Raw genomic sequence first — 22,019 nt, 5'->3', positions numbered from 1 at the left:
GGGGCGTGCGGATCGGCCGGGAAGCCGCGCCTGCGTCGAGCCGTGGGTCGCGACGGAACCGGGCCGGGGCCGGACCGGTGTCCGGCCGCCGGAAGGTCAGCTCTGCTGTGCCTGCGGGGTGCCCTTGGCGCGCTTCGGCGCGGAACCCAGGCCCATGACGTGCATGATGCCGCCGACGACCGCGCCGGCCAGGATGAGGACGATGCCGGCCCAGAAGACGGGCACGGCGGCCAGCACCGTGGCAGCGCCCGCGACACAGAAGCCGATGAACGAAATGATGACGCCGGTCCAGGCAGCCGGGGTGTGTCCGTGGCCGTGGCCATTGCTCGACATGAGTGCTCCTCGTTGCTTTCTCGCGCCTGGGTCGGGGCGCGGCGTTCGCTCGGAACCATTGTCCCTGATGTGCGGGGTGGGCCCGCCATCGGGTCGGTACGGACCGGTGACGGCCGCCTTCTAGGCGGTGGGGTCCTCGCCCCGGTCCAGCGACTTCCAGATCTCCTCCGGGCGGTCCAGGTCCGGCTCCGCCGCGGCCCGGCGCGGCCCGCGGGCGCCTCGGGGGCCACCCGCCGCGCGCTCGTAGCGACCGGACATCGCGGGCCAGCGCCGCCCGTACACCAGCGCCAGCAGCCCCGCGATCAGCAGCAGCGCGCCGCCGCCCGCCGCCCCCCAGGGCCAGGCGGTGTACGCCACGTGGTGGACGCCGGCGCCGCTCATGCCGGTGGCGGTGGCGGCCTTGGCCTTCAGCGCGGCGGTGTCGGCGGTGCCGAGGAGGGCCCCGGCGACCGTGCCGGCGCCGCTGAGCGCCAGCAGCGCGGAGACGGCGACGCGGCCCGCGCCGCGCACGGCGAAGACCGCGACCAGCGCGGCGAGCCCGACCACGGCGAGCGCGCCGGGCACGCCGGTGATGTCCTGGCCCGACGCCTTCTGCGGCAGCTCGCCCTGGGCGACCACGGCGGTGGCGGTGGCCCAGGTGCGGCCGGAGGAGAGCAGGGCCAGGGCGGCGCCGAGCGCTCCGAGGAGGAGCGCGAGGGCGAGGGGCTTGCGCGCACCCGTGCCGCTCTTGGCGGCGGGGGCGGCGGCCTCGGCCTCGGCGGCGTCGGTGCGGGGCGGGGGTACGGCACTCACGTCTTCCACTATCCCGCACGCCGCCGGGTGCCCGCGCGGCCGGGGTGCACGCGGCCCCCGGCCGGGCCGCGTGTCAGCTGCTCAGGTGGTTCGCCGTGTCGACCGCGCGGAGGACCGCCGCCGCCTTGTTGCGGCACTCCTGGTCCTCGGCGTCCGGGTCGGAGTCGGCGACGATGCCCGCGCCGGCCTGCACGTACGCCGTGCCGTCGCGGAGCAGGGCGGTACGGATCGCGATGGCGGTGTCGGAGTCGCCGGCGAAGTCCAGGTAGCCCACGCAGCCCCCGTAGACGCCGCGCCGGGTGGGCTCCAGCTCCTCGATGATCTGCAGGGCGCGCGGCTTCGGGGCGCCGGAGAGCGTGCCCGCGGGGAAGCAGGCGGTCAGCACATCGAAGGCGGTGCGGCCGTCGGCGACCTTGCCGGTGACCGTGGACACGATGTGCATGACGTGGCTGTAGCGCTCGATGGACATGAAGTCCACCACCTCGACGCTGCCGGGCTCGCAGACCCGGCCGAGGTCGTTGCGGCCCAGGTCGACCAGCATCAGGTGCTCGGCGCGCTCCTTGGGGTCGGCGAGCAGCTCGTCGGCGAGGGCCTGGTCCAGCTGCGGGGTGCCGCCGCGCGGCCGGGTGCCGGCGATCGGGTGCAGCATCGCCTGCCCGTCCTCGACCTTGACCAGCGCCTCGGGGCTGGAGCCGACGACATCGAAGGGCAGGCCGTCGCCGCCCTCGAAGCGGAAGAGGTACATGTACGGGCTGGGGTTGGTGGCCCGCAGCACCCGGTAGACGTCCAGCGCGGAGGCCGTGCACGGCGTCTCGAAGCGCTGCGAGGGCACGACCTGGAAGGCCTCGCCGGCCCGGATGCGCTCCTTGATGTCCTCGACCGCATCGAGGAAAGACGGCGCCGCGGAGCGGCTCGATGAGGGGTGGTGGTCGGGCGACGGGTGGGCTTCCCCACCCCACTTCGCGGTGTACGCGGGAACCTCGGAGGCCGGCAGCGCGGCGGCGTTCGAGGGGGCCGGGCGGCTCAGGTCGTACGCCATGGTGTCCAGCCGGGCCACGGCGTCCGCGTACGCCTCGTCGACGCCGGTGTCCAGGTCGTTGTGGTTGATGGCGTTGGCGATCAGCAGGACCGTGCCGTTCCAGTGGTCCAGGACCGCCAGGTCCGAGGTGAGCAGCATGGTCAGCTCGGGCAGCCGCAGCTCGTCCGCGGTGGAGTCGCCGATCTTCTCCAGGCGGCGCACGATGTCGTACCCGAGGTAGCCGACCATGCCACCGGTGAACGGCGGCAGGCCCTGGCCCTCGATGAGGTCACGCGGGGTGTGCAGCGTCTCGACGGTCTCGCGCAGCGCGGCGAGCGGGTCGCCCTCGGTGGGCACGCCGACCGGCGGGGTGCCGAGCCAGTGCGCCTGCCCGTCGCGGGCGGTGAGGGTGGCGGCGCTGCGCACGCCGATGAAGGAGTAGCGGGACCAGCTGCGGCCGTTCTCGGCGGACTCCAGGAGGAAGGTGCCGGGGCGTTCCGCCGCGAGCTTGCGGTACAGGCCCACCGGGGTGTCGCCGTCCGCGAGGAGCCGCCGGGTGACCGGGATGACCCGGCGGTCCTTCGCGAGCGTGCGGAAGTTTTCGAGGTCCGGAGTGGCGGTGCCGGTGGTTCCCGTGGTCATGTGAGCGGATCCTAGTAGCGATCAGCCGCCGGGTCCGGGCATGTCCGCCTGCTGATCGACGCCGCGGGCGCCGGAGGGTCAGTCCCCGGCGAGCAGCACGTCCTCGTCGAAGCAGGTCCGCGCGCCGGTGTGGCAGGCCGCGCCGACCTGGTCCACCTTGACCAGGACGGTGTCCGCGTCGCAGTCCAGGGCCACCGACTTCACGTGCTGGACGTGCCCGGAGGTGTCGCCCTTGACCCAGTACTCCTGGCGGCTGCGGCTCCAGTAGGTGCAGCGGCCGGTGGTCAGGGTGCGGTGCAGGGCCTCGTCGTCCATCCACCCGAGCATCAGCACCTCGCCGGTGTCGTACTGCTGGGCGATGGCCGGGACCAGCCCGTCGGGGGTGCGCTTGAGCCGAGCGGCGACGGCCGGGTCCAGGGCGGTGCCGGCGGGGGCGCCTGCCTGATCGGCCGCGGGCTGGGGGGACGGGGTGGCGGGGCTGCTGCTCATGCCTTCCATTGTGCCGTGCGGCATCATGCGGGCATGAACGACCGGTATCCGCCCCCGGACGACGACCGTGCGGCCAAGGTGGCGACGATCGTGCTGTGCGCGGTCTTCGCGGCGGCCGTGGTGGTGATGGCGGTGATCCTCGTCCAGGGGTGACGAAGGGTGCGGAAGGGACCGCGCGGCGCCGTGGCACGGGCGGCGGGCCGGGCCGTAGGGTGAGGCCATGTCGACCCATGCCAAGCGTGAACGACTTCTGCTCGCCGATCTGTTGGAGAGCGTGGGGCCCGAGGCACCGACGCTGTGCGAGGGCTGGACCGCGCGCGACCTGGCGGCCCACGTGGTGGTGCGCGAGCGGCGCGCGGACGCGGCCGGCGGCCTGGTGCTCAAGCCGCTGGCGTCCCGGATGGAGCGGGTGCGGATCGAGTACGCCGCCAAGCCGTACGAAGAGCTGATCCGGCTGATCCGGACGGGGCCGCCGCGCGTCTCGCCGTTCGCCCTCAAGCAGATCGACGAGGCGTCGAACACCGTGGAGTTCTTCGTGCACGCCGAGGACGTGCGGCGGGCCCAGCCGGACTGGACGCCGCGCGAGCTGAGCTCCGGCTTCGCCGACGCCCTGTGGTCCCGGATCGAGCGGATGGCCCGGGTGCTGGGGCGCAAGTCCCCGGTGGGCCTGGTGCTGCGCCGCCCGGACGGCCGGACCGCGGTGGCGCACCGCGGCACGCCGGTGGTGACCGTCACCGGCGAGCCGGGCGAGCTGACGCTGTTCCTGTTCGGGCGGCAGGACGCCACGAAGGTCGAGCTGGACGGCGACAAGGAGGCGGTGGCCCGCGCACAGGAGGCCCAGCTGGGGCTGTAGCCCCGGACGGCGAGCGCCCCGGAGAGGGCGCTCGGGGCTGAGGTGCTCGGGACGAAGGTGCTCGGGCCGGGGCGCTCGGGCCGGGATCAGGCCGGCGGCCGGGTGTCCGGCCCGTCCGTCCCACCCGTCCCGTCCGGCCCGGCGTCGGCCCGGTCCCTGGGGCGCCGCGGCCGGGGCCCGAAGAGCGCCCGGCCCACCCGGATGACGGTCGCGCCCTCCGCCACCGCCGCCTCGAAGTCGTCGCTCATGCCCATGCTCAGCCCGGCCAGGCCGTGCGCGGCGGCGAGCGAGCGGAGCACCCGGAAGTGCGGGCGCGGGTCCTGGCCGACCGGCGGCAGGCACATCAGGCCGACGACGGGCAGCCCGTACACCTCCCGGCACTCCTTGAGGAAGGCGTCGGCACCGTCCAGCGGCACGCCGGCCCGCTGCGCCGTGTCGCCGGTGTCGACATGGACATAGCAGTCGGGCCTGCGGCCGGTGCGGGCCATCGCGGCGGCGAGCGCCGCGGCCAGGGGTGTGCGGTCGATGCTGTGCAGGGCGTCGAAGCCGAGGACGGCCGCCGTCGTCCTGTCGGTCCGCAGCGGGCCCACGAGATGCAGCCGGACGCCCGGGTGACGGGCGCGCAGCTGCGGCCACTTGACGCGGGCCTCCAGCACCCGGCTCTCCGCGAAATCGCGCTGGCCCGCGTCCAGCGCGGCGGTGACGGCGTCCCGCGAGCGGTACTTGCTGACCGCGACGAGCGTCACGGAGCCGAGGGGGCGCCCGGCGCGCCGGCACGCCTCGTCCAGCCGGCTCCTGAGGGCGGCCAGCCGCGCCGCGGCATCGGGGAACGGAGCCGGCTCCGGCCTCGGCTCCGGATCCGGTGGCGGCTCCGGACGATGGCTGTCCGACGCCGCGTCCTGGGGCGCGGGACGGCCATCGGGTGCGACGGTGCGCTCGGGTACGGCACCGGGCTCGGATGCTGTGCTGAATTCGGTGGTCTGTTCCTCGTTCATGGCGGTCATTCCGCCCCTTCGGTCTCGTACGGCACGTCGTCGGTGGCGTACTGCGCGAACCGGCCGTCCCGGGAGAACACCGCGCCGGGCGGGAACGGGAAAGTCCGGTCATGGCGATCGATCCGGTCACGGTGAACGGCCCGGTCACGGTGATCGATCCGGTCGTGATGATTTCCGGCGGAATCGCGGGAGTCGCACGTGCTGAATGTCCGCGCGACTCCCGTTTCGACATTTCTCCGTGGTACGTACGGTGTCGACGGAAGCCGGGAAAAGGAATTGCCGGACCCGCGTCGGACGAGCGGGCGTCAGGGCAGGACGACGGCGCGTCCGGTCCGCTCGTCGACGGTGATCCGGATGACGGACCTGACCGCGATGCCGAAGCGTTCGGCGACCTTCCGCCGCCCGCCGTCGGCCGACTGCTCCACCGCCACCACGACCTCCTCCACCTCGGCGCCGGCCGCCCGGACCGCCTCGATCAGGCTGATCAGGGTGGTGCCGGTGCTGATCGTGTCGTCGACGAGGGTCAGCCGGTCGCCCGGCTCGATGCCGTTGACGTACAACGTGCCCCGGCAGCGCGCGCCGTCGACGGGCACCGGGACGGACCGGCCGCCGAGGTCGTAGGCGTACCAGCGGGCGACCGCGAGCGGCAGTCCGGCGGCGAGCGAGAGCGCCCCGCCGAGAACGGCGCCCTTGTCCTCCTCGACAAGAATCTTGTCGGCGTCGAATTTCCCCAGCGCGAGCATGCGGCCGACGGCTTCGGCAAGGACTTCCGGGCGTAGCGCGGGCGACTGGTCCGTGAATTCGTTCACGGTGGTCGGATGGCTTCCTGATTTTACGGTGGGTGCGCCCGTGTAGACCTCTTCGAGCAGCATGGTGATGTTTCCCCCGTCCATTCCCCCGTATGCCGCCTAGCGTGATACCGGACGGCAAGTGAAGCATTGGTACACCGGCGGCAGCGGGACGGGCAATGGCATTCCGGAATCGCGCGTGAAAACCGCCGGTCGCGGAACGCGCGAAGGGTCCGTACGCATCGCGTGGCCGTCCGCCACCAGGCAGGGCCGCCCCTGCCGCCGTACGGCAATATCGCGACGCGCTGGCCGGAAAGCGCCCCTTCACGGCCGTGTCGGCGGGGGCGAGGTCAGTCGTCCGCGGCCTCGGGCGCCAGATGGCGGACGAGGATCCGCTGGAGTTCGCGGGCCGCGCGGGGCGGTGAGACGTCGGCGCGGTGCGCGACGGAGATGTTGCGGTGCAGGCCGGGCGCGGCGAACGGGGTGGCGCGCAGCCCGGCGCGCTCGGCGACCATGCTGGGGACGACGGCGATGCCCAACCCGGCCCGCACGAAGCCGAGGACGGCGTCCATCTCGCCGCCCTCCACCGTGAACACCGGCTCGAAACCGGCCGTCCGGCACGCGGCAACGGTGAATTCGCGCAGGTCGTAGCCGCGCCGGAACATCACCAACGGGCGGTCGCGCAGGTCGTCCACGCGGATGTGCGTGCGGCGCACCGGGGGCGGGGCGTCCGGCGCGGAGATCACGACCAGCTCCTCGCGCAGCAGCTCGGCGGTGGTCAGCGCGGGGGCCTGCACCGGGAGCGGGGTGATGACCAGGGCGAGGTCCAGTTCGCCGGCGGCCAGTACGCGTACCAGGTCCTGCGAGCCGGACTCGTGGACCTGGAGGTCGACGCCCGGGTAGCGGTCGTGGAAGGCGCGCAGCACGTCGGGGACGACGGAGGCGCAGAGGCTGGGCGGGGCGCCGAGGCGCAGCCGGCCGCGGCGCAGCCCGGCCACCTCCTGCACCTCGCGTCGCGCGGTGTCGGCGTCGGCGAGGATGCGGCGGGCGAACGGCAGCAGCGTCTCGCCGGCGTCGGTGAGCGTGATGTGGCCGCGCGCCCGGTGGAACAGCTCGGCACCCAGCTCCCGCTCCAGCGCGCGGATCTGCTGGGAGAGGGAGGGCTGGGCGACGTGTTCCCGCTCGGCGGCGCGGGTGAAGTGCCGAGCGTCGGCGACGGCCACGAAATACCGGAGCTGCTGGAGCTGCATGCGGCCACGATAGTGCGTCGATAGCCATTGCCTATGGAGATGAGCTCCACCATGTCTTGGACTGATGGCTGACGGCGTCCTTACCGTCGTGCCCATGGCAGTGGACACCCGGACGGACCGACGGCCGTCCTCCTATGCGGGCATCCTGTGGCACTCGACCGTCGGCAAGAAGACGGCGATGGCCGTCAGCGGCATCGTGATGCTGCTGTATCTGGTCGCCCACATGCTGGGGAACCTCAAGATCTTCTTCGGGGCCGTCGAGTTCGACGGATACGCCCACTGGCTGCGCACCATCGGCGAACCCTTCCTGCACCACGAGTGGTTCCTGTGGATCGCCCGGATCGTGCTGCTCGCCGCGGTCATCGTGCACGCGGTCGCCGCGTACCAGCTCAGCCGCCGCGACATCGCCGCGCGCCCGACGAAATACGCCCACCCGTCGCCCGGCCGCCGCCCCTCACGGAGGCGCTTCGCGCCGCAGGTCCTGTTCAAGAAGCGCGCCTCCTACGCCACCCGCACCATGCGCTGGGGCGGGGTCATCCTGGGCCTGTTCATCGTCTGGCACATCCTGGACCTGACGACCCTGACGGTGAACCCGCACGCCGCTGCCGGACACCCGTACGCCAATGTCGTCGCCACCTTCTCCACCTGGTACGGCAACGTCATCTACATCGTCGCGATGCTCGCGCTCGGCCTGCACATCCGGCACGGCTTCTGGAGCGCGGCGCAGACCCTGGGCGCCAACCGCCCGACTCGCGACCGGACACTGAAGGCCGTCGCCAACCTCCTGGCGCTGGTCCTCACCGTCGGCTTCCTCGCCGTCCCCGTATCCGTGATGACCGGAGTAGTGAGCTGAAGATGAGCACGTACGAGGAGTACGAGGTCGGCGCGCCGGTCGTCGACACCAAGGCCCCGGAAGGGCCGATCAACGAGCGCTGGGACCGCCGCCGCTTCGAGGCGAAGCTGGTCAACCCCGCCAACCGGCGCAAGCACACCGTCATCGTCGTCGGCACCGGGCTGGCCGGCGGCGCGGCCGGCGCCACCCTGGCCGAACAGGGCTACCACGTCGTGCAGTTCTGCTACCAGGACTCGCCGCGCCGGGCCCACTCCATCGCCGCGCAGGGCGGTATCAACGCGGCGAAGAACTACCGCAACGACGGCGACTCCGTCCACCGCCTCTTCTTCGACACGGTCAAGGGCGGCGACTTCCGCGCCCGCGAGTCCAACGTCCACCGCCTGGCCCAGATCTCGGTGGAGATCATCGACCAGTGCGTGGCCCAGGGCGTGCCCTTCGCCCGCGAGTACGGCGGCCTGCTCGACACCCGCTCCTTCGGCGGCGTCCAGGTCTCCCGCACCTTCTACGCCCGCGGCCAGACGGGTCAGCAGCTGCTGCTCGGCGCGTACCAGGCGCTGTCCCGGCAGATCGCGGCCGGCACCGTGGAGATGCACCCGCGCACCGAGATGCTGGACCTGATCGTGGTCGACGGCCGGGCCCGCGGCATCGTCGCGCGCGACCTGCTCACCGGCCGCATCGACACCTACTTCGCCGACGCGGTCGTCCTGGCCTCCGGCGGCTACGGCAACGTCTTCTACCTCTCCACCAACGCCAAGAACTCCAACGCCACCGCGATCTGGCGGGCGCACCGGCGCGGCGCGTACTTCGCCAACCCCTGCTTCACCCAGATCCACCCCACCTGCATCCCGCGCTCCGGCGACCACCAGTCCAAGCTGACGCTGATGTCGGAGTCCCTCCGCAACGACGGCCGCATCTGGGTCCCCAAGGCCAAGGGCGACACCCGCCCACCGCACGAGATCCCCGAATCCGAACGCGACTACTACCTGGAGCGCATCTACCCCGCCTTCGGCAACCTCGTGCCGCGCGACATCGCCTCGCGCGCCGCGAAGAACGTCTGCGACGAGGGCCGCGGCGTCGGCCCGGGCGGGCAGGGCGTCTACCTGGACTTCGCCGACGCCATCGCCCGGATGGGCCGGAAGGCGGTCGAGGAGAAGTACGGCAACCTCTTCGACATGTACGCGCGCATCACGGCGGAGGACCCGTACACCACGCCCATGCGCATCTACCCGGCCATCCACTACACGATGGGCGGCCTCTGGGTCGACTACGACCTCCAGACCACCGTCCCCGGCCTCTTCGCCATCGGCGAGGCCAACTTCTCCGACCACGGCGCGAACCGCCTCGGCGCCTCCGCCCTCATGCAGGGCCTCTCCGACGGCTACTTCGTCCTCCCCGCCACCATCAACGACTACCTCGCCCGCCACCCGCACGACGAGGTCCCGGCCGACCACCCAGCGGTCACCGAAGCCGTCGGCTCGGTCACCGACCGCCTCTACCGCCTTCTCTCCAACAACGGCGACCGCACCCCGGACTCCTTCCACCGCGAGCTCGGCGAACTCCTCTGGGAGGAGTGCGGCATGGCCCGCACCGAGACCGGGCTCCGCAAAGCCCTGGACCGCATCCCGTCCCTCCGCGAGGAGTTCTGGCGCCGCATCAAGGTCCCGGGCTCCGGCCAGGACCTCAACCAGTCCCTGGAGAAGGCCAACCGCATCGCCGACTACTTCGAACTCGCCGAGCTGATGTGCCTGGACGCCCTGCACCGCGCCGAGTCCTGCGGCGGCCACTTCCGCGAGGAGAGCCAGACCGAAGGCGGCGAGGCCGAACGCCGCGACAAGGAATTCTCCTACGCGGCGGCCTGGGAGTTCACCGGTTCGGGTGAATCGCCCATTCTCCACAAAGAACACCTCGAATTTGAGTATGTTCATCCTACTCAGCGGAGCTACGCGTAACGGGTTCCTCGCTCAATGCGCAAGTTCTCGGCACTCGCGGAGAATTCGCCGTTACCAGCACCAGCCATCACCGAAAAGGAGGTGACCTCGATGGCTACGTTCCACGCAGGACAGCAGACCGACCGGGCTGTGCTTCCTCAGCAGCTCGCTCTCGAATTCGCGTCAGCAGACACTCCCGGGAACAGGAACGAAACGGGGCGCGAACGCCGCACAATGCAACATCGTGCGGCATCCGGCGTGGAACATGTGCGAGGGGAGACGTCCTGCAGTGCACCTGCCGCAGGGCGCGTCACCCCGGACCGACCGGTCCGGGAGCAGGGCCGTAAGGCCCATCCCGCCGTGTTCGTCCTCGACAGGCACGGCAAACCGCTACAGCCCACCACTCCGGCACGGGCTCGTCGCCTTCTCGGAGAAGGTCGAGCCGTGGTGCATCGGCACACTCCGTTCGTCATCCGCGTCAAGGACCGGCACGTCGACCTATCAACGGTCGAGGGCGTCCAGTTGGGTGTCGATCCCGGCTCCCGGCAGACCGGTATTTCCGTCTTCAGCACCGTCCATACGAAGGAAGGCGACGTCCGTCGCGGCCTTTACGCGATCGAACTGACCCATCGAGGCGGACAGATCCGGGACAAACTCGCTCAGCGCGCTGCCTGCCGACGTTCGCGACGCAGCCGGAACACGCGTTACCGCGCGCCCCGCTTCCTCAACCGCTCCCGGCCGAAGGGATGGCTGGCGCCGTCGCTGCGGCATCGCGTGGACACCGTGGTGTCCTGGGGAAGCCGACTGGCTCGCTGGGCCCCGGTCACCGTGGTGTACATGGAGAAAGTCGCCTTCGATACCCACGTCCTCAGCGCCGAGGGCCCGGTGGACCATCAGAGGGGCATGCTTCAAAGCCTCGAAATCCGTGAGTACCTCCGAGTGAAGTGGGACCGCGCCTGCGCCTACTGCGGCACTCGCGCTGTACCGCTCAACATCGAGCATCTCCACCCTCGATCGCGGGGCGGATCCGACCGAGTGGCCAACCTCGTTCTGGCCTGCATTCCATGTAATCAGGCCAAGGGGAAGCGTCCCGTGGAGGAATTCCTGGCAGCCCGCCCCGAAGCGTTGGCGAAAGTTCTCGTCCAAGCCGAGGCATCGCTACGGGACACCGCCGCGGCCAACACCACCAACTGGGCACTGTGGCGGTCCTTCACCGCACGCTTTCCCGCGGTATGCAGTGCTTCCGGCGTGCGTACCAAATGGAATCGAACGCACGCAGGCCTCCCCAAGACCCATACGCTCGACGCGCTGTGCGTGGGCGCCTTGGACGGAGTTGTTCAGTACTCGGCCGCTGTCCTGGCCGTGACGGCAACGGGACGCGGAACGTACGCCCGGACCCGCAGCGACAAGCACGGCTTCCCCCGCCTGCGCCTTCCTCGGAACAAGAGAGTCCACGGCTACGCCACCGGGGACCTGGCCAGGGCCGTGGTGCCCCGTGGCAAGAAGGCTGGAACCCACACCGGCCGGGTCGCGGTACGCAGCAGCGGGAATTTCAACGTCCGCACTCGCCACGGACTCGTCCAAGGCATTCGTCATACACATTTCCGCCTGCTCCAACGCGCAGACGGTTACGGCTACACCACCCGCCTCGAAGCTGCAATTCCTCCGCCGTCGGAAGCCGAGGGATCGTATGCAAGGAGATTCCGATGAACCTCACCCTGCGCATCTGGCGCCAGTCGGGCCCCGACGACGCGGGCCGCATGACCGAGTACGACGTGCGGGACATCTCTCCCGAGATGTCCTTCCTGGAGATGCTCGACACGTTGAACGAGGAGCTGATCCTCTCCGGCGACGAGCCGGTCGCGTTCGACCACGACTGCCGCGAGGGCATCTGCGGCGCGTGCGGCATGGTCATCAACGGCGAGGCGCACGGGCCGGAGCGGACCACCACCTGCCAGCTGCACATGCGGCACTTCGACGACGGCGACACGATCGACATCGAGCCGTGGCGCGCCTCGGCGTTCCCCGTCGTCAAGGACCTGGTCGTGGACCGTACGGCGTTCGACCGGATCATCGGGGCCGGCGGCTACATCACGGCCCCGACCGGCAGCGCGCCCGAGGCGCACGCCACGCCGGTGCCGAAGCCGGCCGCCGACACCGCGTTCGAGCACGCCGAGTGCATCGGCTGCGGCGCGTGCGTCGCGGCCTGCCCGAACGGCTCGGCGATGCTCTTCACCTCCGCCAAGGTCGTCCACCTCAACTCCCTGCCGCAGGGCGCTCCGGAGCGCGAGTCCCGGGTCCTGGACATGGTCGGGCGGATGGACGACGAGGGCTTCGGCGGCTGCACGAACACCGGCGAGTGCGCGACGGCCTGTCCGAAGGGCATCCCGCTGTTCAGCATCACCAAGATGAACCGCGAGTTCGTGCGGGCGGCCCGGAAGGGGTGACGGACCCGGGTTCGGGCTCCCACGGCCTCCGGAAGTCCGGACCCGACAGACCGGCGCCGCGGCAGCAACCGACGCTCCGCAGCCGCGGCGTCTCAGACCGCGGCGGTCCCGATGAGACCCTCCCGGGTGACCAGCCGGGCGAGCGCTTCCTCGCCCAGGTCATCCGTGCCGTCGGGCCGCCGCGGCAGCACCATGTACCGGCTCTCCGCACTGGAGTCCCACACGGTGATGCGGACGCCGTCGCCGAGCGTCAGCCCGAATTCCGCCAGCACCGACCGCGGGTCGCGCACCACGCGGGACCGGTACGCCTCGCTCTTGTACCAGGACGGCGAGGGCCCCAGCAGCCCGATCGGGTAGCACGAACAGAGCGTGCAGACGAGGACGTTGTGCTGCTCCGCCGTGTTCTCCACGACCTTCAGCCGCTGCTCCTGGATGCCGCCGGCCATCGAGAGGCCGACCTCCGGCAGCGCGGCGTTGGCATCCGCCAGCAGCCGTTCGCGGAAGCCGGCGTCCGTCCAGGCCCGCGCGACGATTCGTGCGCCGTTGACCGGCGAGGCGCCGTTCAGCACCCCGGTCAGGATCGCGTCCAGCTGATCGTCCCCGACCACCCCGGCCTCGATCAGCCGCTCCTCCAGGCGCCGGACCCGGACCGCCACCGTGCTGCTCGCGTGTTCCCCGCTCATGCCCGATCCTCCGCTGCTCGATCCAGGTAGGACTCCCACAGGTCCACCGTCACCTCGTGCGCGCCGTCGCCGCCCCACAGCTCCCGGGCCGGGAAGGCGACGGTGTAGACGGTCTCCACGCGCGGCTCGGCGGCTCCGGCCGCCCGGTCGTCGGCGAGCGGCCACCGCCCCTGTGCCTCGACGACCCGTCCGGTGTGCCCGCGGATGTAGCGCGGTACGCGGGTGTGCCCGACGGGGTCCACGGCCCGTACGCGCACCCGCTGTCCGGCCGCGAAGGCGGCCTGCGGCTCACCCATCGCCGAGCACCTTCCGCTCGGCGACCAGCGTCTCGATGGCGTGCAGCCAGCGCTCGTAGTACGAGGCCGCCAGGTACTCGGCGGGCGCCATCCGCTCCACGGCGTCGCGGAACTCGTCCAGCGTGTAGACCCCGCTCCGCACCAGCGCCGTGTTGAGCGCGTAGACCCGCGCTTCCCAGTCCGCGTGGAACGGGGGCTCGTCCGCCTCGATCTCCAGCGGACCGAACCCGCTCTGCCCACCCACGTCGTTGACTCGGCTCATGAGAGCGAGCCTAGGAGCCACGCGGACGGGCGGCCAGTCTTACTTGGCCTTCCAGTCCCGGAGCCGCAGCGCCGTCTCCAACAGATCCGCCGCCCCGCTGCGGATGTCGCTGACCAGCTGCACCATCCCCCGGGGCGGCGGGGCGATGCGCTCGCCCGAGTCCTCCAGGTAGGTGTCGGCGCAGGCCGCTCCGATCACGGCGTTGTACTCGGAGAACGGCTGCAGGAGCAGCGCCGTGTGCAGGAAGGTCGCGGCACGCGTGGCCGCCTCCTCGTAGTACGGCTCGCCCGCGAAGCGTTCGTACCGGTGGCGCTCGGCCATGCAGTGCAGGGCTCCCCAGTCCCGGACCGGAGTGTTCTCCGGCGATACCTCGATCTGGACGTTGAGGATCCAGCCGGCGTCGACGTAGAGGATCACCGCTGGCCCTCCGGGAAGGCGAGCTCGAACTCGGCCTTGTACTCGAACGCCTTCTTCACCGCGCCCTCGACGAAGCGCTGCTTCTGCCGCCTCCGCACGACGTCCTCGGCCAGTATGTCGTGGGCCAGCCGCTTGATCGCGACGCCCTGCTCCTTGGCCTCGGCGCGCAGCTCGGCCAGCTCTTCTTCGGTGAACTCGATCGTGATTCCAGGCATGTCGTCAGACTAGACAGCTCGCCACCATGATCACTACCACGTTCACTACCAAGGGTGAATCCGAGGTGCGGGGCGCGTCGTGCGCCCCGCCCCGAGCCGCTCAGCGCACCGGGTGCCCCGCCCCCCGCAGGGTGTTCTTGACCTCGCCGATGCGGAGGTCGCCGAAGTGGAAGACGGAGGCGGCGAGGACCGCGTCGGCGCCGGCGTCGATGGCCGGGGGGAAGTCGGTGAGCTTGCCGGCGCCGCCGGAGGCGATGACCGGGATGGTGACGTGCTTGCGGACGGCGGCGATCATCTCGGTGTCGTAGCCGTCCTTGGTGCCGTCGGCGTCCATGGAGTTGAGGAGGATCTCGCCGGCGCCGAGGTCGGCGGCGCGGTGGGCCCACTCGACCGCGTCGATGCCGGTGCCGCGGCGGCCGCCATGAGTGGTGACCTCGAAGCCGGAGGGGGTGGTGGTGCCCTCGGGGGTGCGGCGGGCGTCGACGGAGAGGACGAGGACCTGGCGGCCGAAGCGTTCGGCGATCTCGCGGATCAGGTCGGGGCGGGCGATCGCCGCGGTGTTGACGCCGACCTTGTCCGCGCCCGCGCGCAGGAGCTTGTCGACGTCTTCGGGGGTGCGGACGCCGCCGCCGACGGTGAGCGGGATGAAGACCTGCTCGGCGGTGCGGCGGACCACGTCGTAGGTGGTCTCGCGGTTGCCGGAGGAGGCGGTGATGTCGAGGAAGGTGAGTTCGTCCGCGCCCTCCTCGCCGTAGACCTTGGCCATCTCGACGGGGTCGCCGGCGTCGCGGAGGTTCTGGAAGTTCACGCCCTTGACGACCCGGCCGTTGTCCACGTCCAGGCAGGGGATGACTCGGACCGCGAGGGTCATGAGGGTCGGGCTCCTTCGATGGGTGCTCGGAGGCCTTCGGGGCCTGCGAAGGCTTCCAGTTCTACTTGGACCAGGATGCGGGGGTCGACGAAGCCCGAGACCACGACGACGGTCGTAGCGGGGCGGACCGCGCCGAAGAGCTCCTGGTGGGCGCGGGCCGCCTCGTCGATGTCGCGGGCGTGCGCGAGGTACAGCCGGGTGCGGATCACGGAGGTGGCGTCGAGGCCGAACTCCGTGAGGGCGTCGACGGCGCGGGTGCAGGCGACCCGGGTCTGCTCGTAGGGGTCGCCCTCGCCGTACAGCACCGTGCCGTCGAACGGGGTCGTGCCGGAGACCAGGACCCGGTCCCCGGCGGCGACGGCGCGTGCCGCGCCGAAGACCTCTTCCCAGGGGCCCTCACCGGGTACGCGCCGTACACCGCTCATCGCACTGCCTCCGTTATCGGGTGGCCTCCAGGGCCTCTTCCAGGGTGAACGCCTTGGCGTACAGGGCCTTGCCGACGATGGCGCCCTCGACGCCCTCCGGGACCAGCGTGGCGATGGCCCGCAGGTCATCCAGGGAGGAGACGCCGCCGGAGGCGACGACGGGCCGGTCGGTGGCGGCGCAGACGTTCTTCAGCAGCTCCAGGTTGGGGCCCTGGAGGGTGCCGTCCTTGTTGATGTCGGTGACGACGTACCGGGCGCAGCCCTCGGCGTCCAGCCGGGCCAGCGTCTCGTAGAGGTCGCCGCCGTCGCGGGTCCAGCCGCGGCCGCGCAGGGTCGTGCCGCGTACGTCCAGGCCGACCGCGATCTTGTCGCCGTGCTCGGCGATGATCTTGGCGACCCACTCGGGGTTCTCCAGGGCCGCGGTGCCGATGTTGACACGCTCGCAGCCGGTGGCGAGCGCCGCGGCCAGCGAGTCGTCGTCGCGGATGCCGCCGGACAGCTCGACCTTGATGTCCATGGAGCGGGCGACCTCGGCGATCTGCGCGCGGTTGTCGCCGGTGCCGAACGCGGCGTCCAGGTCGACCAGGTGCAGCCACTCGGCGCCCGACTGCTGCCAGGCCAGCGCGGCCTGCAGCGGGTCGCCGTAGGAGGTCTCGGAGCCGGACTCGCCGTGCACGAGGCGGACGGCCTGGCCGTCGCGGACGTCGACGGCGGGCAGCAGTTCGAGCTTGTTCACAGCACTCACAGGACTCTCAGCACTCACAGGGTTTCGATCCAGTTGGACAGGAGCTGGGCGCCGGCGTCGCCGGACTTCTCGGGGTGGAACTGGGTGGCCCACAGCGGGCCGTTCTCCACGGCGGCCACGAAGGGCTCGCCGTGCGTGGCCCAGGTGACCCGCGGGGCGCGCATGCTGGGGTTGGTGACCTCCAGTTCCCAGTCGTGCACGGCGTAGGAGTGCACGAAGTAGAAGCGCGCGTCGGCGTCCAGGCCCGCGAAGAGCTGCGAGTCCGCCGGCGACTCGACGGTGTTCCAGCCCATGTGCGGCACGATGTCGGCCTTGAGCGGGCCGACCGTGCCGGGCCACTCGTCCAGGCCCTCGGTCTCCTCGCCGTGCTCGATGCCGCGGCCGAAGAGGATCTGCATGCCGACGCAGATGCCCATGACGGGGCGCCCGCCGGCCAGCCGGCGGCCGACGACCCAGTCGCCGCGGGCCTCGCGCAGGCCCTTCATGCAGGACGCGAAGGCGCCGACGCCGGGGACCAGCAGCCCGTCGGCGTTCATGGCGGTGTCGTAGTCGCGGGTCACCTCGACCTCGGCGCCGACGTGGGCCAGCGCCCGCTCGGCGGACCGGATGTTGCCGAAGCCGTAGTCGAAGACGACCACTTTCTTAGGGGACGTGCTCAATTCCAGACCTCCAGCCGCACGACGCCGGCGGCCAGGCAGAGCACCGAGCCGATGGCGAGCAGCACGATCACGCTCTTGGGCAGCTTCTGCTTCCAGAAGGAGTAGACCCCGCCGAGGAGGAAGAGGCCCAGGAGGATGAAGACCGTCGACAGACCGTTCACAGGGCGCCCTTCGTGGAGGGCAGGATGCCGGCCGCGCGCGGGTCCCGCTCGGAGGCGTACCGCAGCGCCCGGGCGAGCGCCTTGAACTGGCACTCCACGATGTGGTGGGCGTTGCGCCCGTACGGCACGTGGACGTGCAGGGCGATCTGCGCCTGCGCGACGAAGGACTCCAGGATGTGCCGGGTCATCGTCGTGTCGTAGGTGCCGATCATCGGCGCGATGTTCTCGGGCTCGGTGTGGATCAGGTACGGGCGGCCCGAGAGGTCCACGGTGACCTGGGCGAGCGACTCGTCCAGCGGGACGGTGCAGTTGCCGAACCGGTAGATGCCCACCTTGTCGCCGAGGGCCTGCTTGAAGGCGGCGCCCAGCGCGAGGGCGGTGTCCTCGATGGTGTGGTGGGTGTCGATGTGCAGGTCGCCGTCGGTCTTCACGGTGAGGTCGAACAGACCGTGCCGGCCGAGCTGGTCGAGCATGTGGTCGTAGAAGCCCACGCCGGTCGAGACGTCGACCTGTCCGGTGCCGTCGAGGTCGATCTCGACGAGGACGGAGGTCTCCTTGGTCTTGCGCTCAATGCGCCCCGTGCGACCCTCGCGAGTCATGCGCCTGTCTCCTTCATGATCGCGCGCACCGCATCGAGGAACGCGTCGTTCTCGGCCGGGGTGCCGGCGGATACCCGCAGCCAGCCCGGCACTCCGTTGTCACGGACCAGGACGCCCTGGTCGAGGATGGCCTGCCAGGCCGCGTGCTGGTCGTCGAACCTGCCGAACTGCACGAAGTTGGCGTCGGAGTCGACGACCTCGCAGCCGATCGCGCGCAGCTCGTCGACGATGCGGTCCCGCTCGGTCTTCAGCTGCTCGACGTACTTCAGCAGGGTGTCGGTGTACTCCAGGGCCGCGAGCGCGGTGGCCTGGGTGACCGAGGAGAGGTGGTACGGCAGGCGCACCAGCTGCACGGCGTCGACGACGGCCGGGTCGGCGGCGAGGTAACCGAGGCGCAGCCCGGCGGCGCCGAACGCCTTGGACATCGTCCGGGAGACGACCAGGTTCGGCCGGTTCTCGATCAGCGGCAGCAGCGAGGGGCCGTGGCTGAACTCGCCGTACGCCTCGTCGATGACCACGAGCGCGCCGGCGGTGTCCGCCTTGGCCGCCTGCGCCGCCTCGTACAGCGCCAGAACCGTTTCCGCTGCCACGGCCGTGCCGGTGGGGTTGTTCGGCGAGCAGATGAAGACCACGTCCGGCTTGCGCTCGGCGATGGCCTTCTCCGCGGCCTCGACGTCGATGGTGAAGTCGTCGTTGCGCGGGCCGGAGATCCACTCCGTGCCCGTGCCGCGCGAGATCAGGCCGTGCATGGAGTACGAGGGCTCGAAGCCGATGGCCGAGCGGCCGGGGCCGCCGAAGGTCTGCAGCAGCTGCTGGATGACCTCGTTGGAGCCGTTGGCGGCCCAGACCTGGTCCGTGGTGACCTCGTGGCCGCCGGTGCGGGAGAGGTACCGGGCCAGCTCCGTGCGCAGCTCGACCGCGTCGCGGTCCGGGTAGCGGTTGAGGTCGCGCGCCGCCTCGGTGACCCGCTCGGCGATCCGCTGCACCAGCGGTTCGGGGAGCGGGTAGGGGTTCTCGTTGGTGTTCAGGCGTACGGGCACGTCCAGCTGCGGAGCGCCGTACGGGGACTTGCCGCGCAGCTCGTCCCTGATGGGGAGCTCGTCCCAAGGGGACGAAGAGGGGTTCCTGGTCACTTGGACTGCGGGACCTTCCAGTCGAACCTTGCCTTGATGGCCGCGCCGTGTGCCGGGAGGTCCTCGGCCTCGGCGAGGGTCACCACGTGGTGGGCGACCTCGGCCAGTGCGTCGCGGGTGTAGTCCACGACATGGATGCCGCGCAGGAACGACTGCACGGACAGCCCCGAGGAGTGGCACGCGCAGCCGCCGGTGGGCAGGACGTGGTTGGAACCCGCGCAGTAGTCGCCGAGGGAGACCGGGGCGTACGGGCCGACGAAGATCGCGCCGGCGTTGCGGATCCGCGCGGCCACCGCGGCGGCGTCCGCGGTCTGGATCTCCAGGTGCTCGGCGCCGTAGGCGTCCACCACCTTCAGGCCCTCGTCCAGGCCGTCGACCAGCACGATCGCGGACTGCCGGCCGGCCAGCGCCGGGATGATGCGGTCCTCGATGTGCCGGGTCGCGCGGACCTGCGGCGCCAGCTCCTTCTCGACCCGCTCGGCCAGGTCCGTGGAGTCCGTGACCAGGACGGCGGCGGCCATCGGGTCGTGCTCGGCCTGGCTGATCAGGTCGGCCGCGACGTGCGCCGGGTCCGCGGTGTCGTCGGCGAGGATCGCGATCTCGGTGGGGCCGGCCTCGGAGTCGATGCCGATGCGGCCCTTGAGCAGGCGCTTGGCGGCGGCGACGTAGATGTTGCCGGGGCCCGTCACCAGGTTCACCGGCAGGCAGTCCTCGGTGCCGTACGCGAACATCGCGACGGCCTGGGCGCCACCGGCCGCATAGACCTCGTCCACACCGAGCAGGGCGCAAGTGGCCAGGATGGTGGGGTGCGGCAGGCCGCCGAAGTCGGCCTGCGGCGGCGAGGCGACGGCCAGCGACTCGACGCCGGCCTCCTGGGCCGGGACGACGTTCATCACCACGGACGAGGGGTAGACCGAGCGGCCACCGGGCACATACAACCCGACGCGCTCGACGGGCACCCACCGCTCGGTGACGGTGCCGCCGGGCACGACCTTCGTCGTCACATCCGTCCGCCGCTGCTCGCGGTGGACGGTGCGGGCACGCTTGACGGACTCCTCCAGCGCGGCCCGGACCGCCGGATCCAGCTCGGCCAGCGCGGTCCGCAGCGCCTCGGCGGGCACGCGTACCTGCTCGATCTCGACCCGGTCGAACCGATGGGCGTACTCGATCAGCGCAGCCGTGCCACGATGGCGCACGTCCTCGCAGATGGGCCGCACCTTCTCCAGGGCGGCTTCCACGTCGAACTCGGCACGGGGCAGCAGGTCGCGCAGGGCGCCGCCCTCGGGGAGGGCGTCACCGCGCAGATCGATTCGGGAGATCACCCCTCCAGTGTCTCAGACGTGCTGCCGGTGTCCGCCGCCCGTATCAATCGGTGATACGCACTGCACGGGGTGATTCTGACCACTGGCGTTCACCCGGTCGCCCAGCGGGAATGGGGTGCCGAGGGGGCGCGGCGGGACGCATGAGACGCCCGGTACGCAAGAAGAGACGGCGACGCCCGGACGGCGTGGCCGGGAACGAGAGGGGGATGCCGCGGTGACCGACTCCGCCGACGGCGACGCGCCGTCCGATCTGGACCTGAGCCCGGCGGAATGGGCCCTGTGGCAGGCGTTCCGCAACGGCAGCACGTGCGATCTGCGCACCGACGACCCGGCGCGCAACGATCCGCACGGCCGCCACACGTGGGGCGCCGAGCGCACGGTACGTGCCCGGATCGTCGCGCTGCTCCTCCTGGACGGCCCGCCGGCCCAGCCCGGCCGGGTCTCCGCGCTGAAGCTCACCGGCGCGTTCATCACCGACTCCCTCGACCTCGCGGGGGGCACGATCGAGCCATTTGTGGAACTGCGCGACTGCCGCTTCGAACGCGAGGTCACGCTCCCCGAGAGCCGCTTCACGACGCTGCGGATGGTGAACTGCGCCATCCCCCGGCTGGAGGCCGCCCGCCTGCACACCGAGGGTGACCTGCACCTGCCGCGCTGTGTCGTGCAGAACGGCATCCGGCTCACCGACGCGCACATCGGCACGGACCTCATGCTGAACCAAGCCGTGGTGCACAAGGACCGGCGTGGCCGGTCCATCACCGCCGACGGCCTGACCGTGGCCCAGGACCTGCAGGCCGAGATGATGGAGTCCTACGGCGAGCTGACGCTGCGCGGCGCGACCGTCGGCGTGTCGCTGAGCCTGCGCGGCAGCCGGCTGAGCAATCCCTACGGCCGCCGGGCGCTGAACGCCCCGCAGCTCACCGTCGAGCGCACCCTCTACCTCACCGCCGCCGGGCTCACCGGCTCGGTCGCCGGCAGCGCCACTCCCCCGTACGGCATCACCGCCACCCCGGCGCGCGGCACCCGCATGCAGCGCTTCGAGTGCGAGGGCGGCATGCGGCTGGACGACGGCCGCTTCGGCGACGCCGTCGACCTGGACCAGGCCCGCTTCGTCCTGGAGTCCGACCAGGAACTGTCGATGCGCCGCATCCAGACCCCCGAGCTGCGCTTCCTCGGCGAGCGCCCGCAGCGCGGCCGGGTCATCCTCTCCGGCGCGAGAGTGGTCAACCTGGTCGACAAGTCGACCAGCTGGCCGGGGCTGGGGGGCCTGTGGATGGCCGGCTTCGCCTACGAGACGCTGATCCCCCGCGGCCACTTCCCGCTCTCGCTGCGCCTGCAGTGGGTGGCGGCGGCCACCCCGGAGTACGCCCCCGAGCCGTACGAGATGCTCGCCGCCGCGCTCCGCAGCAGCGGCGAGGACGCCGACGCGCGCGAGGTCCTCCTCGCCAAGCAGCGCAGACGCCGGGAGACGCTGCCCCTGGCCGGCAAGGCCTGGGGCTTCCTGCAGGACTGGACGGTGGCCTACGGGTACCGGCCCGGCCGCGCCGCCGTGTGGATGGCCGTCCTGTGGGCGGTGGGCACGGTCTTCTTCTCGCAGAACCCGCCGCACGCCCTCAAGCCCGGCGAGACGCCGCTGTGGAACCCGTACCTGTACTCCCTGGACCTCCTGCTGCCGGTCATCGACCTCAACCAGGACAGTTACTGGCGGCCCGAGGGCGGCTCCCAGTGGGCCGCCGCGCTGATGATCCTGGCGGGCTGGGTGCTGGCCACCACGGTCGCCGCCGGCGCCTCCCGGCTGCTGCGGCGCCAGTAGTCCGCGGGGCCGGGAAACACTCCTGTGACG

At 71.5% G+C, this 22,019-nt stretch carries 26 protein-coding genes; 6 read left to right on the top strand and 20 right to left on the bottom strand.

Features of this window, described 5'->3' with window-relative positions; genetic code table 11:
* Positions 1 to 96: 96 nt before the first annotated feature.
* The 4 genes from IF20_RS16345 to hisI form a co-directional block, all read right to left on the bottom strand.
* Positions 97 to 333: an HGxxPAAW family protein gene (locus IF20_RS16345; RefSeq protein WP_052865881.1), complete on the bottom strand. Its 237-nt coding sequence runs from the start codon at positions 331 to 333 to the stop codon at positions 97 to 99.
* 120 nt (positions 334 to 453) lie between these two features.
* On the bottom strand, positions 454 to 1,125 hold the full coding sequence (locus IF20_RS16340; RefSeq protein ID WP_052865880.1) for a TIGR02234 family membrane protein: 672 nt from the start codon (positions 1,123 to 1,125) through the stop codon (positions 454 to 456).
* Positions 1,126 to 1,198: 73 nt separating this feature from the next.
* Positions 1,199 to 2,785: an anthranilate synthase component I gene (locus IF20_RS16335; protein WP_052865879.1), complete on the bottom strand. Its 1,587-nt coding sequence runs from the start codon at positions 2,783 to 2,785 to the stop codon at positions 1,199 to 1,201.
* A gap of 78 nt (positions 2,786 to 2,863) precedes the next feature.
* Entirely contained in the window at positions 2,864 to 3,274 is a 411-nt protein-coding gene (gene hisI / locus IF20_RS16330) for a phosphoribosyl-AMP cyclohydrolase (protein ID WP_052865878.1), read from the bottom strand.
* A 220-nt stretch (positions 3,275 to 3,494) separates the two neighbouring features.
* Between hisI and IF20_RS16325 the strand changes: the two genes are divergently transcribed.
* Positions 3,495 to 4,127 (top strand): TIGR03085 family metal-binding protein, encoded by a 633-nt coding sequence (locus IF20_RS16325; protein ID WP_052865877.1) that lies wholly within the window; start codon positions 3,495 to 3,497, stop codon positions 4,125 to 4,127.
* Positions 4,128 to 4,213: 86 nt separating this feature from the next.
* On the opposite strand, the gene IF20_RS16320 is transcribed toward IF20_RS16325, so the two are convergent.
* From IF20_RS16320 to IF20_RS16310, 3 genes are all read right to left on the bottom strand, one after another.
* Complete coding sequence (locus tag IF20_RS16320; protein WP_234426672.1) at positions 4,214 to 5,131, bottom strand: YggS family pyridoxal phosphate-dependent enzyme; 918 nt, start codon at positions 5,129 to 5,131, stop codon at positions 4,214 to 4,216.
* 296 nt (positions 5,132 to 5,427) lie between these two features.
* Positions 5,428 to 6,015: a phosphoribosyltransferase family protein gene (locus IF20_RS16315; RefSeq protein WP_234426671.1), complete on the bottom strand. Its 588-nt coding sequence runs from the start codon at positions 6,013 to 6,015 to the stop codon at positions 5,428 to 5,430.
* Positions 6,016 to 6,260: 245 nt separating this feature from the next.
* Positions 6,261 to 7,160 carry a LysR family transcriptional regulator gene (locus IF20_RS16310; protein ID WP_052865876.1) on the bottom strand — a complete coding sequence of 300 codons (900 nt, stop codon included), beginning with the start codon at positions 7,158 to 7,160 and terminating at the stop codon, positions 6,261 to 6,263.
* 94 nt (positions 7,161 to 7,254) lie between these two features.
* Here IF20_RS16310 and IF20_RS16305 point away from each other — a divergent pair, with 94 nt between their 5' ends.
* From IF20_RS16305 to IF20_RS16295, 4 genes are all read left to right on the top strand, one after another.
* Positions 7,255 to 8,013 (top strand): succinate dehydrogenase cytochrome b subunit, encoded by a 759-nt coding sequence (locus IF20_RS16305; RefSeq protein ID WP_052865959.1) that lies wholly within the window; start codon positions 7,255 to 7,257, stop codon positions 8,011 to 8,013.
* 2 nt (positions 8,014 to 8,015) lie between these two features.
* Entirely contained in the window at positions 8,016 to 9,962 is a 1,947-nt protein-coding gene (locus IF20_RS16300; protein ID WP_052865875.1) for a fumarate reductase/succinate dehydrogenase flavoprotein subunit, read from the top strand.
* Between the two features lie 339 nt (positions 9,963 to 10,301).
* Positions 10,302 to 11,651 (top strand): RNA-guided endonuclease IscB, encoded by a 1,350-nt coding sequence (gene iscB / locus IF20_RS37785; RefSeq protein WP_234426670.1) that lies wholly within the window; start codon positions 10,302 to 10,304, stop codon positions 11,649 to 11,651.
* Positions 11,648 to 12,388, top strand: a complete 741-nt coding sequence (locus IF20_RS16295; RefSeq protein WP_052865874.1) for a succinate dehydrogenase/fumarate reductase iron-sulfur subunit — start codon at positions 11,648 to 11,650, stop codon at positions 12,386 to 12,388. The genes iscB and IF20_RS16295 overlap by 4 nt, the downstream gene beginning before the upstream one ends.
* A gap of 92 nt (positions 12,389 to 12,480) precedes the next feature.
* On the opposite strand, the gene IF20_RS16290 is transcribed toward IF20_RS16295, so the two are convergent.
* The 13 genes from IF20_RS16290 to hisD all read right to left on the bottom strand — a co-directional run bounded on the left by IF20_RS16290 (position 12,481) and on the right by hisD (position 20,176).
* Entirely contained in the window at positions 12,481 to 13,071 is a 591-nt protein-coding gene (locus IF20_RS16290) for a nitrile hydratase subunit alpha (protein ID WP_052865873.1), read from the bottom strand.
* On the bottom strand, positions 13,068 to 13,367 hold the full coding sequence (locus tag IF20_RS40525) for an SH3-like domain-containing protein (RefSeq protein ID WP_052865872.1): 300 nt from the start codon (positions 13,365 to 13,367) through the stop codon (positions 13,068 to 13,070). Before IF20_RS40525 ends, IF20_RS16290 begins: the two co-directional genes overlap by 4 nt.
* Positions 13,360 to 13,629: an SH3-like domain-containing protein gene (locus IF20_RS40520; RefSeq protein ID WP_052865871.1), complete on the bottom strand. Its 270-nt coding sequence runs from the start codon at positions 13,627 to 13,629 to the stop codon at positions 13,360 to 13,362. The genes IF20_RS40525 and IF20_RS40520 overlap by 8 nt, the downstream gene beginning before the upstream one ends.
* A gap of 39 nt (positions 13,630 to 13,668) precedes the next feature.
* A complete protein-coding gene (locus tag IF20_RS16275; RefSeq protein WP_052865870.1) occupies positions 13,669 to 14,046 on the bottom strand; it encodes a hypothetical protein in 378 nt (125 codons plus the stop codon).
* The gene (locus IF20_RS16270) at positions 14,043 to 14,261 is read right to left on the bottom strand and encodes a hypothetical protein (RefSeq protein ID WP_052865869.1); all 219 of its coding nucleotides are present in this window, start codon (positions 14,259 to 14,261) and stop codon (positions 14,043 to 14,045) included. The genes IF20_RS16275 and IF20_RS16270 overlap by 4 nt, the downstream gene beginning before the upstream one ends.
* A 100-nt stretch (positions 14,262 to 14,361) precedes the next feature.
* Positions 14,362 to 15,132, bottom strand: a complete 771-nt coding sequence (hisF, locus tag IF20_RS16265; RefSeq protein WP_052865868.1) for an imidazole glycerol phosphate synthase subunit HisF — start codon at positions 15,130 to 15,132, stop codon at positions 14,362 to 14,364.
* On the bottom strand, positions 15,129 to 15,557 hold the full coding sequence (locus IF20_RS16260; RefSeq protein ID WP_052865867.1) for a Rid family hydrolase: 429 nt from the start codon (positions 15,555 to 15,557) through the stop codon (positions 15,129 to 15,131). Before IF20_RS16260 ends, hisF begins: the two co-directional genes overlap by 4 nt.
* A gap of 13 nt (positions 15,558 to 15,570) precedes the next feature.
* Positions 15,571 to 16,293, bottom strand: a complete 723-nt coding sequence (priA, locus tag IF20_RS16255) for a bifunctional 1-(5-phosphoribosyl)-5-((5-phosphoribosylamino)methylideneamino)imidazole-4-carboxamide isomerase/phosphoribosylanthranilate isomerase PriA (RefSeq protein ID WP_052865866.1) — start codon at positions 16,291 to 16,293, stop codon at positions 15,571 to 15,573.
* A 23-nt stretch (positions 16,294 to 16,316) separates the two neighbouring features.
* A complete protein-coding gene (gene hisH / locus IF20_RS16250; protein WP_052865865.1) occupies positions 16,317 to 16,967 on the bottom strand; it encodes an imidazole glycerol phosphate synthase subunit HisH in 651 nt (216 codons plus the stop codon).
* Positions 16,958 to 17,122, bottom strand: coding sequence for a hypothetical protein (locus IF20_RS39210; protein WP_052865864.1), 165 nt, complete (start codon positions 17,120 to 17,122; stop codon positions 16,958 to 16,960). Before IF20_RS39210 ends, hisH begins: the two co-directional genes overlap by 10 nt.
* Entirely contained in the window at positions 17,119 to 17,721 is a 603-nt protein-coding gene (gene hisB, locus IF20_RS16240; protein WP_052865863.1) for an imidazoleglycerol-phosphate dehydratase HisB, read from the bottom strand. Before hisB ends, IF20_RS39210 begins: the two co-directional genes overlap by 4 nt.
* Positions 17,718 to 18,854: a histidinol-phosphate transaminase gene (locus IF20_RS16235; RefSeq protein ID WP_052865862.1), complete on the bottom strand. Its 1,137-nt coding sequence runs from the start codon at positions 18,852 to 18,854 to the stop codon at positions 17,718 to 17,720. The genes hisB and IF20_RS16235 overlap by 4 nt, the downstream gene beginning before the upstream one ends.
* On the bottom strand, positions 18,851 to 20,176 hold the full coding sequence (gene hisD, locus IF20_RS16230; RefSeq protein WP_052865861.1) for a histidinol dehydrogenase: 1,326 nt from the start codon (positions 20,174 to 20,176) through the stop codon (positions 18,851 to 18,853). Before hisD ends, IF20_RS16235 begins: the two co-directional genes overlap by 4 nt.
* 214 nt (positions 20,177 to 20,390) lie before the next feature.
* On the opposite strand from hisD, the gene IF20_RS16225 reads away from it, so the two are divergent.
* Positions 20,391 to 21,989, top strand: a complete 1,599-nt coding sequence (locus IF20_RS16225) for a hypothetical protein (RefSeq protein WP_052865860.1) — start codon at positions 20,391 to 20,393, stop codon at positions 21,987 to 21,989.
* Positions 21,990 to 22,019: the final 30 nt, after the last annotated feature.

The sequence above is a fragment of the Streptomyces niger genome (assembly GCF_000718305.1).
In the GTDB taxonomy this organism is placed as follows: domain Bacteria; phylum Actinomycetota; class Actinomycetes; order Streptomycetales; family Streptomycetaceae; genus Streptomyces; species Streptomyces niger.
This window is presented reverse-complemented; position numbering and strand designations above follow the sequence as displayed.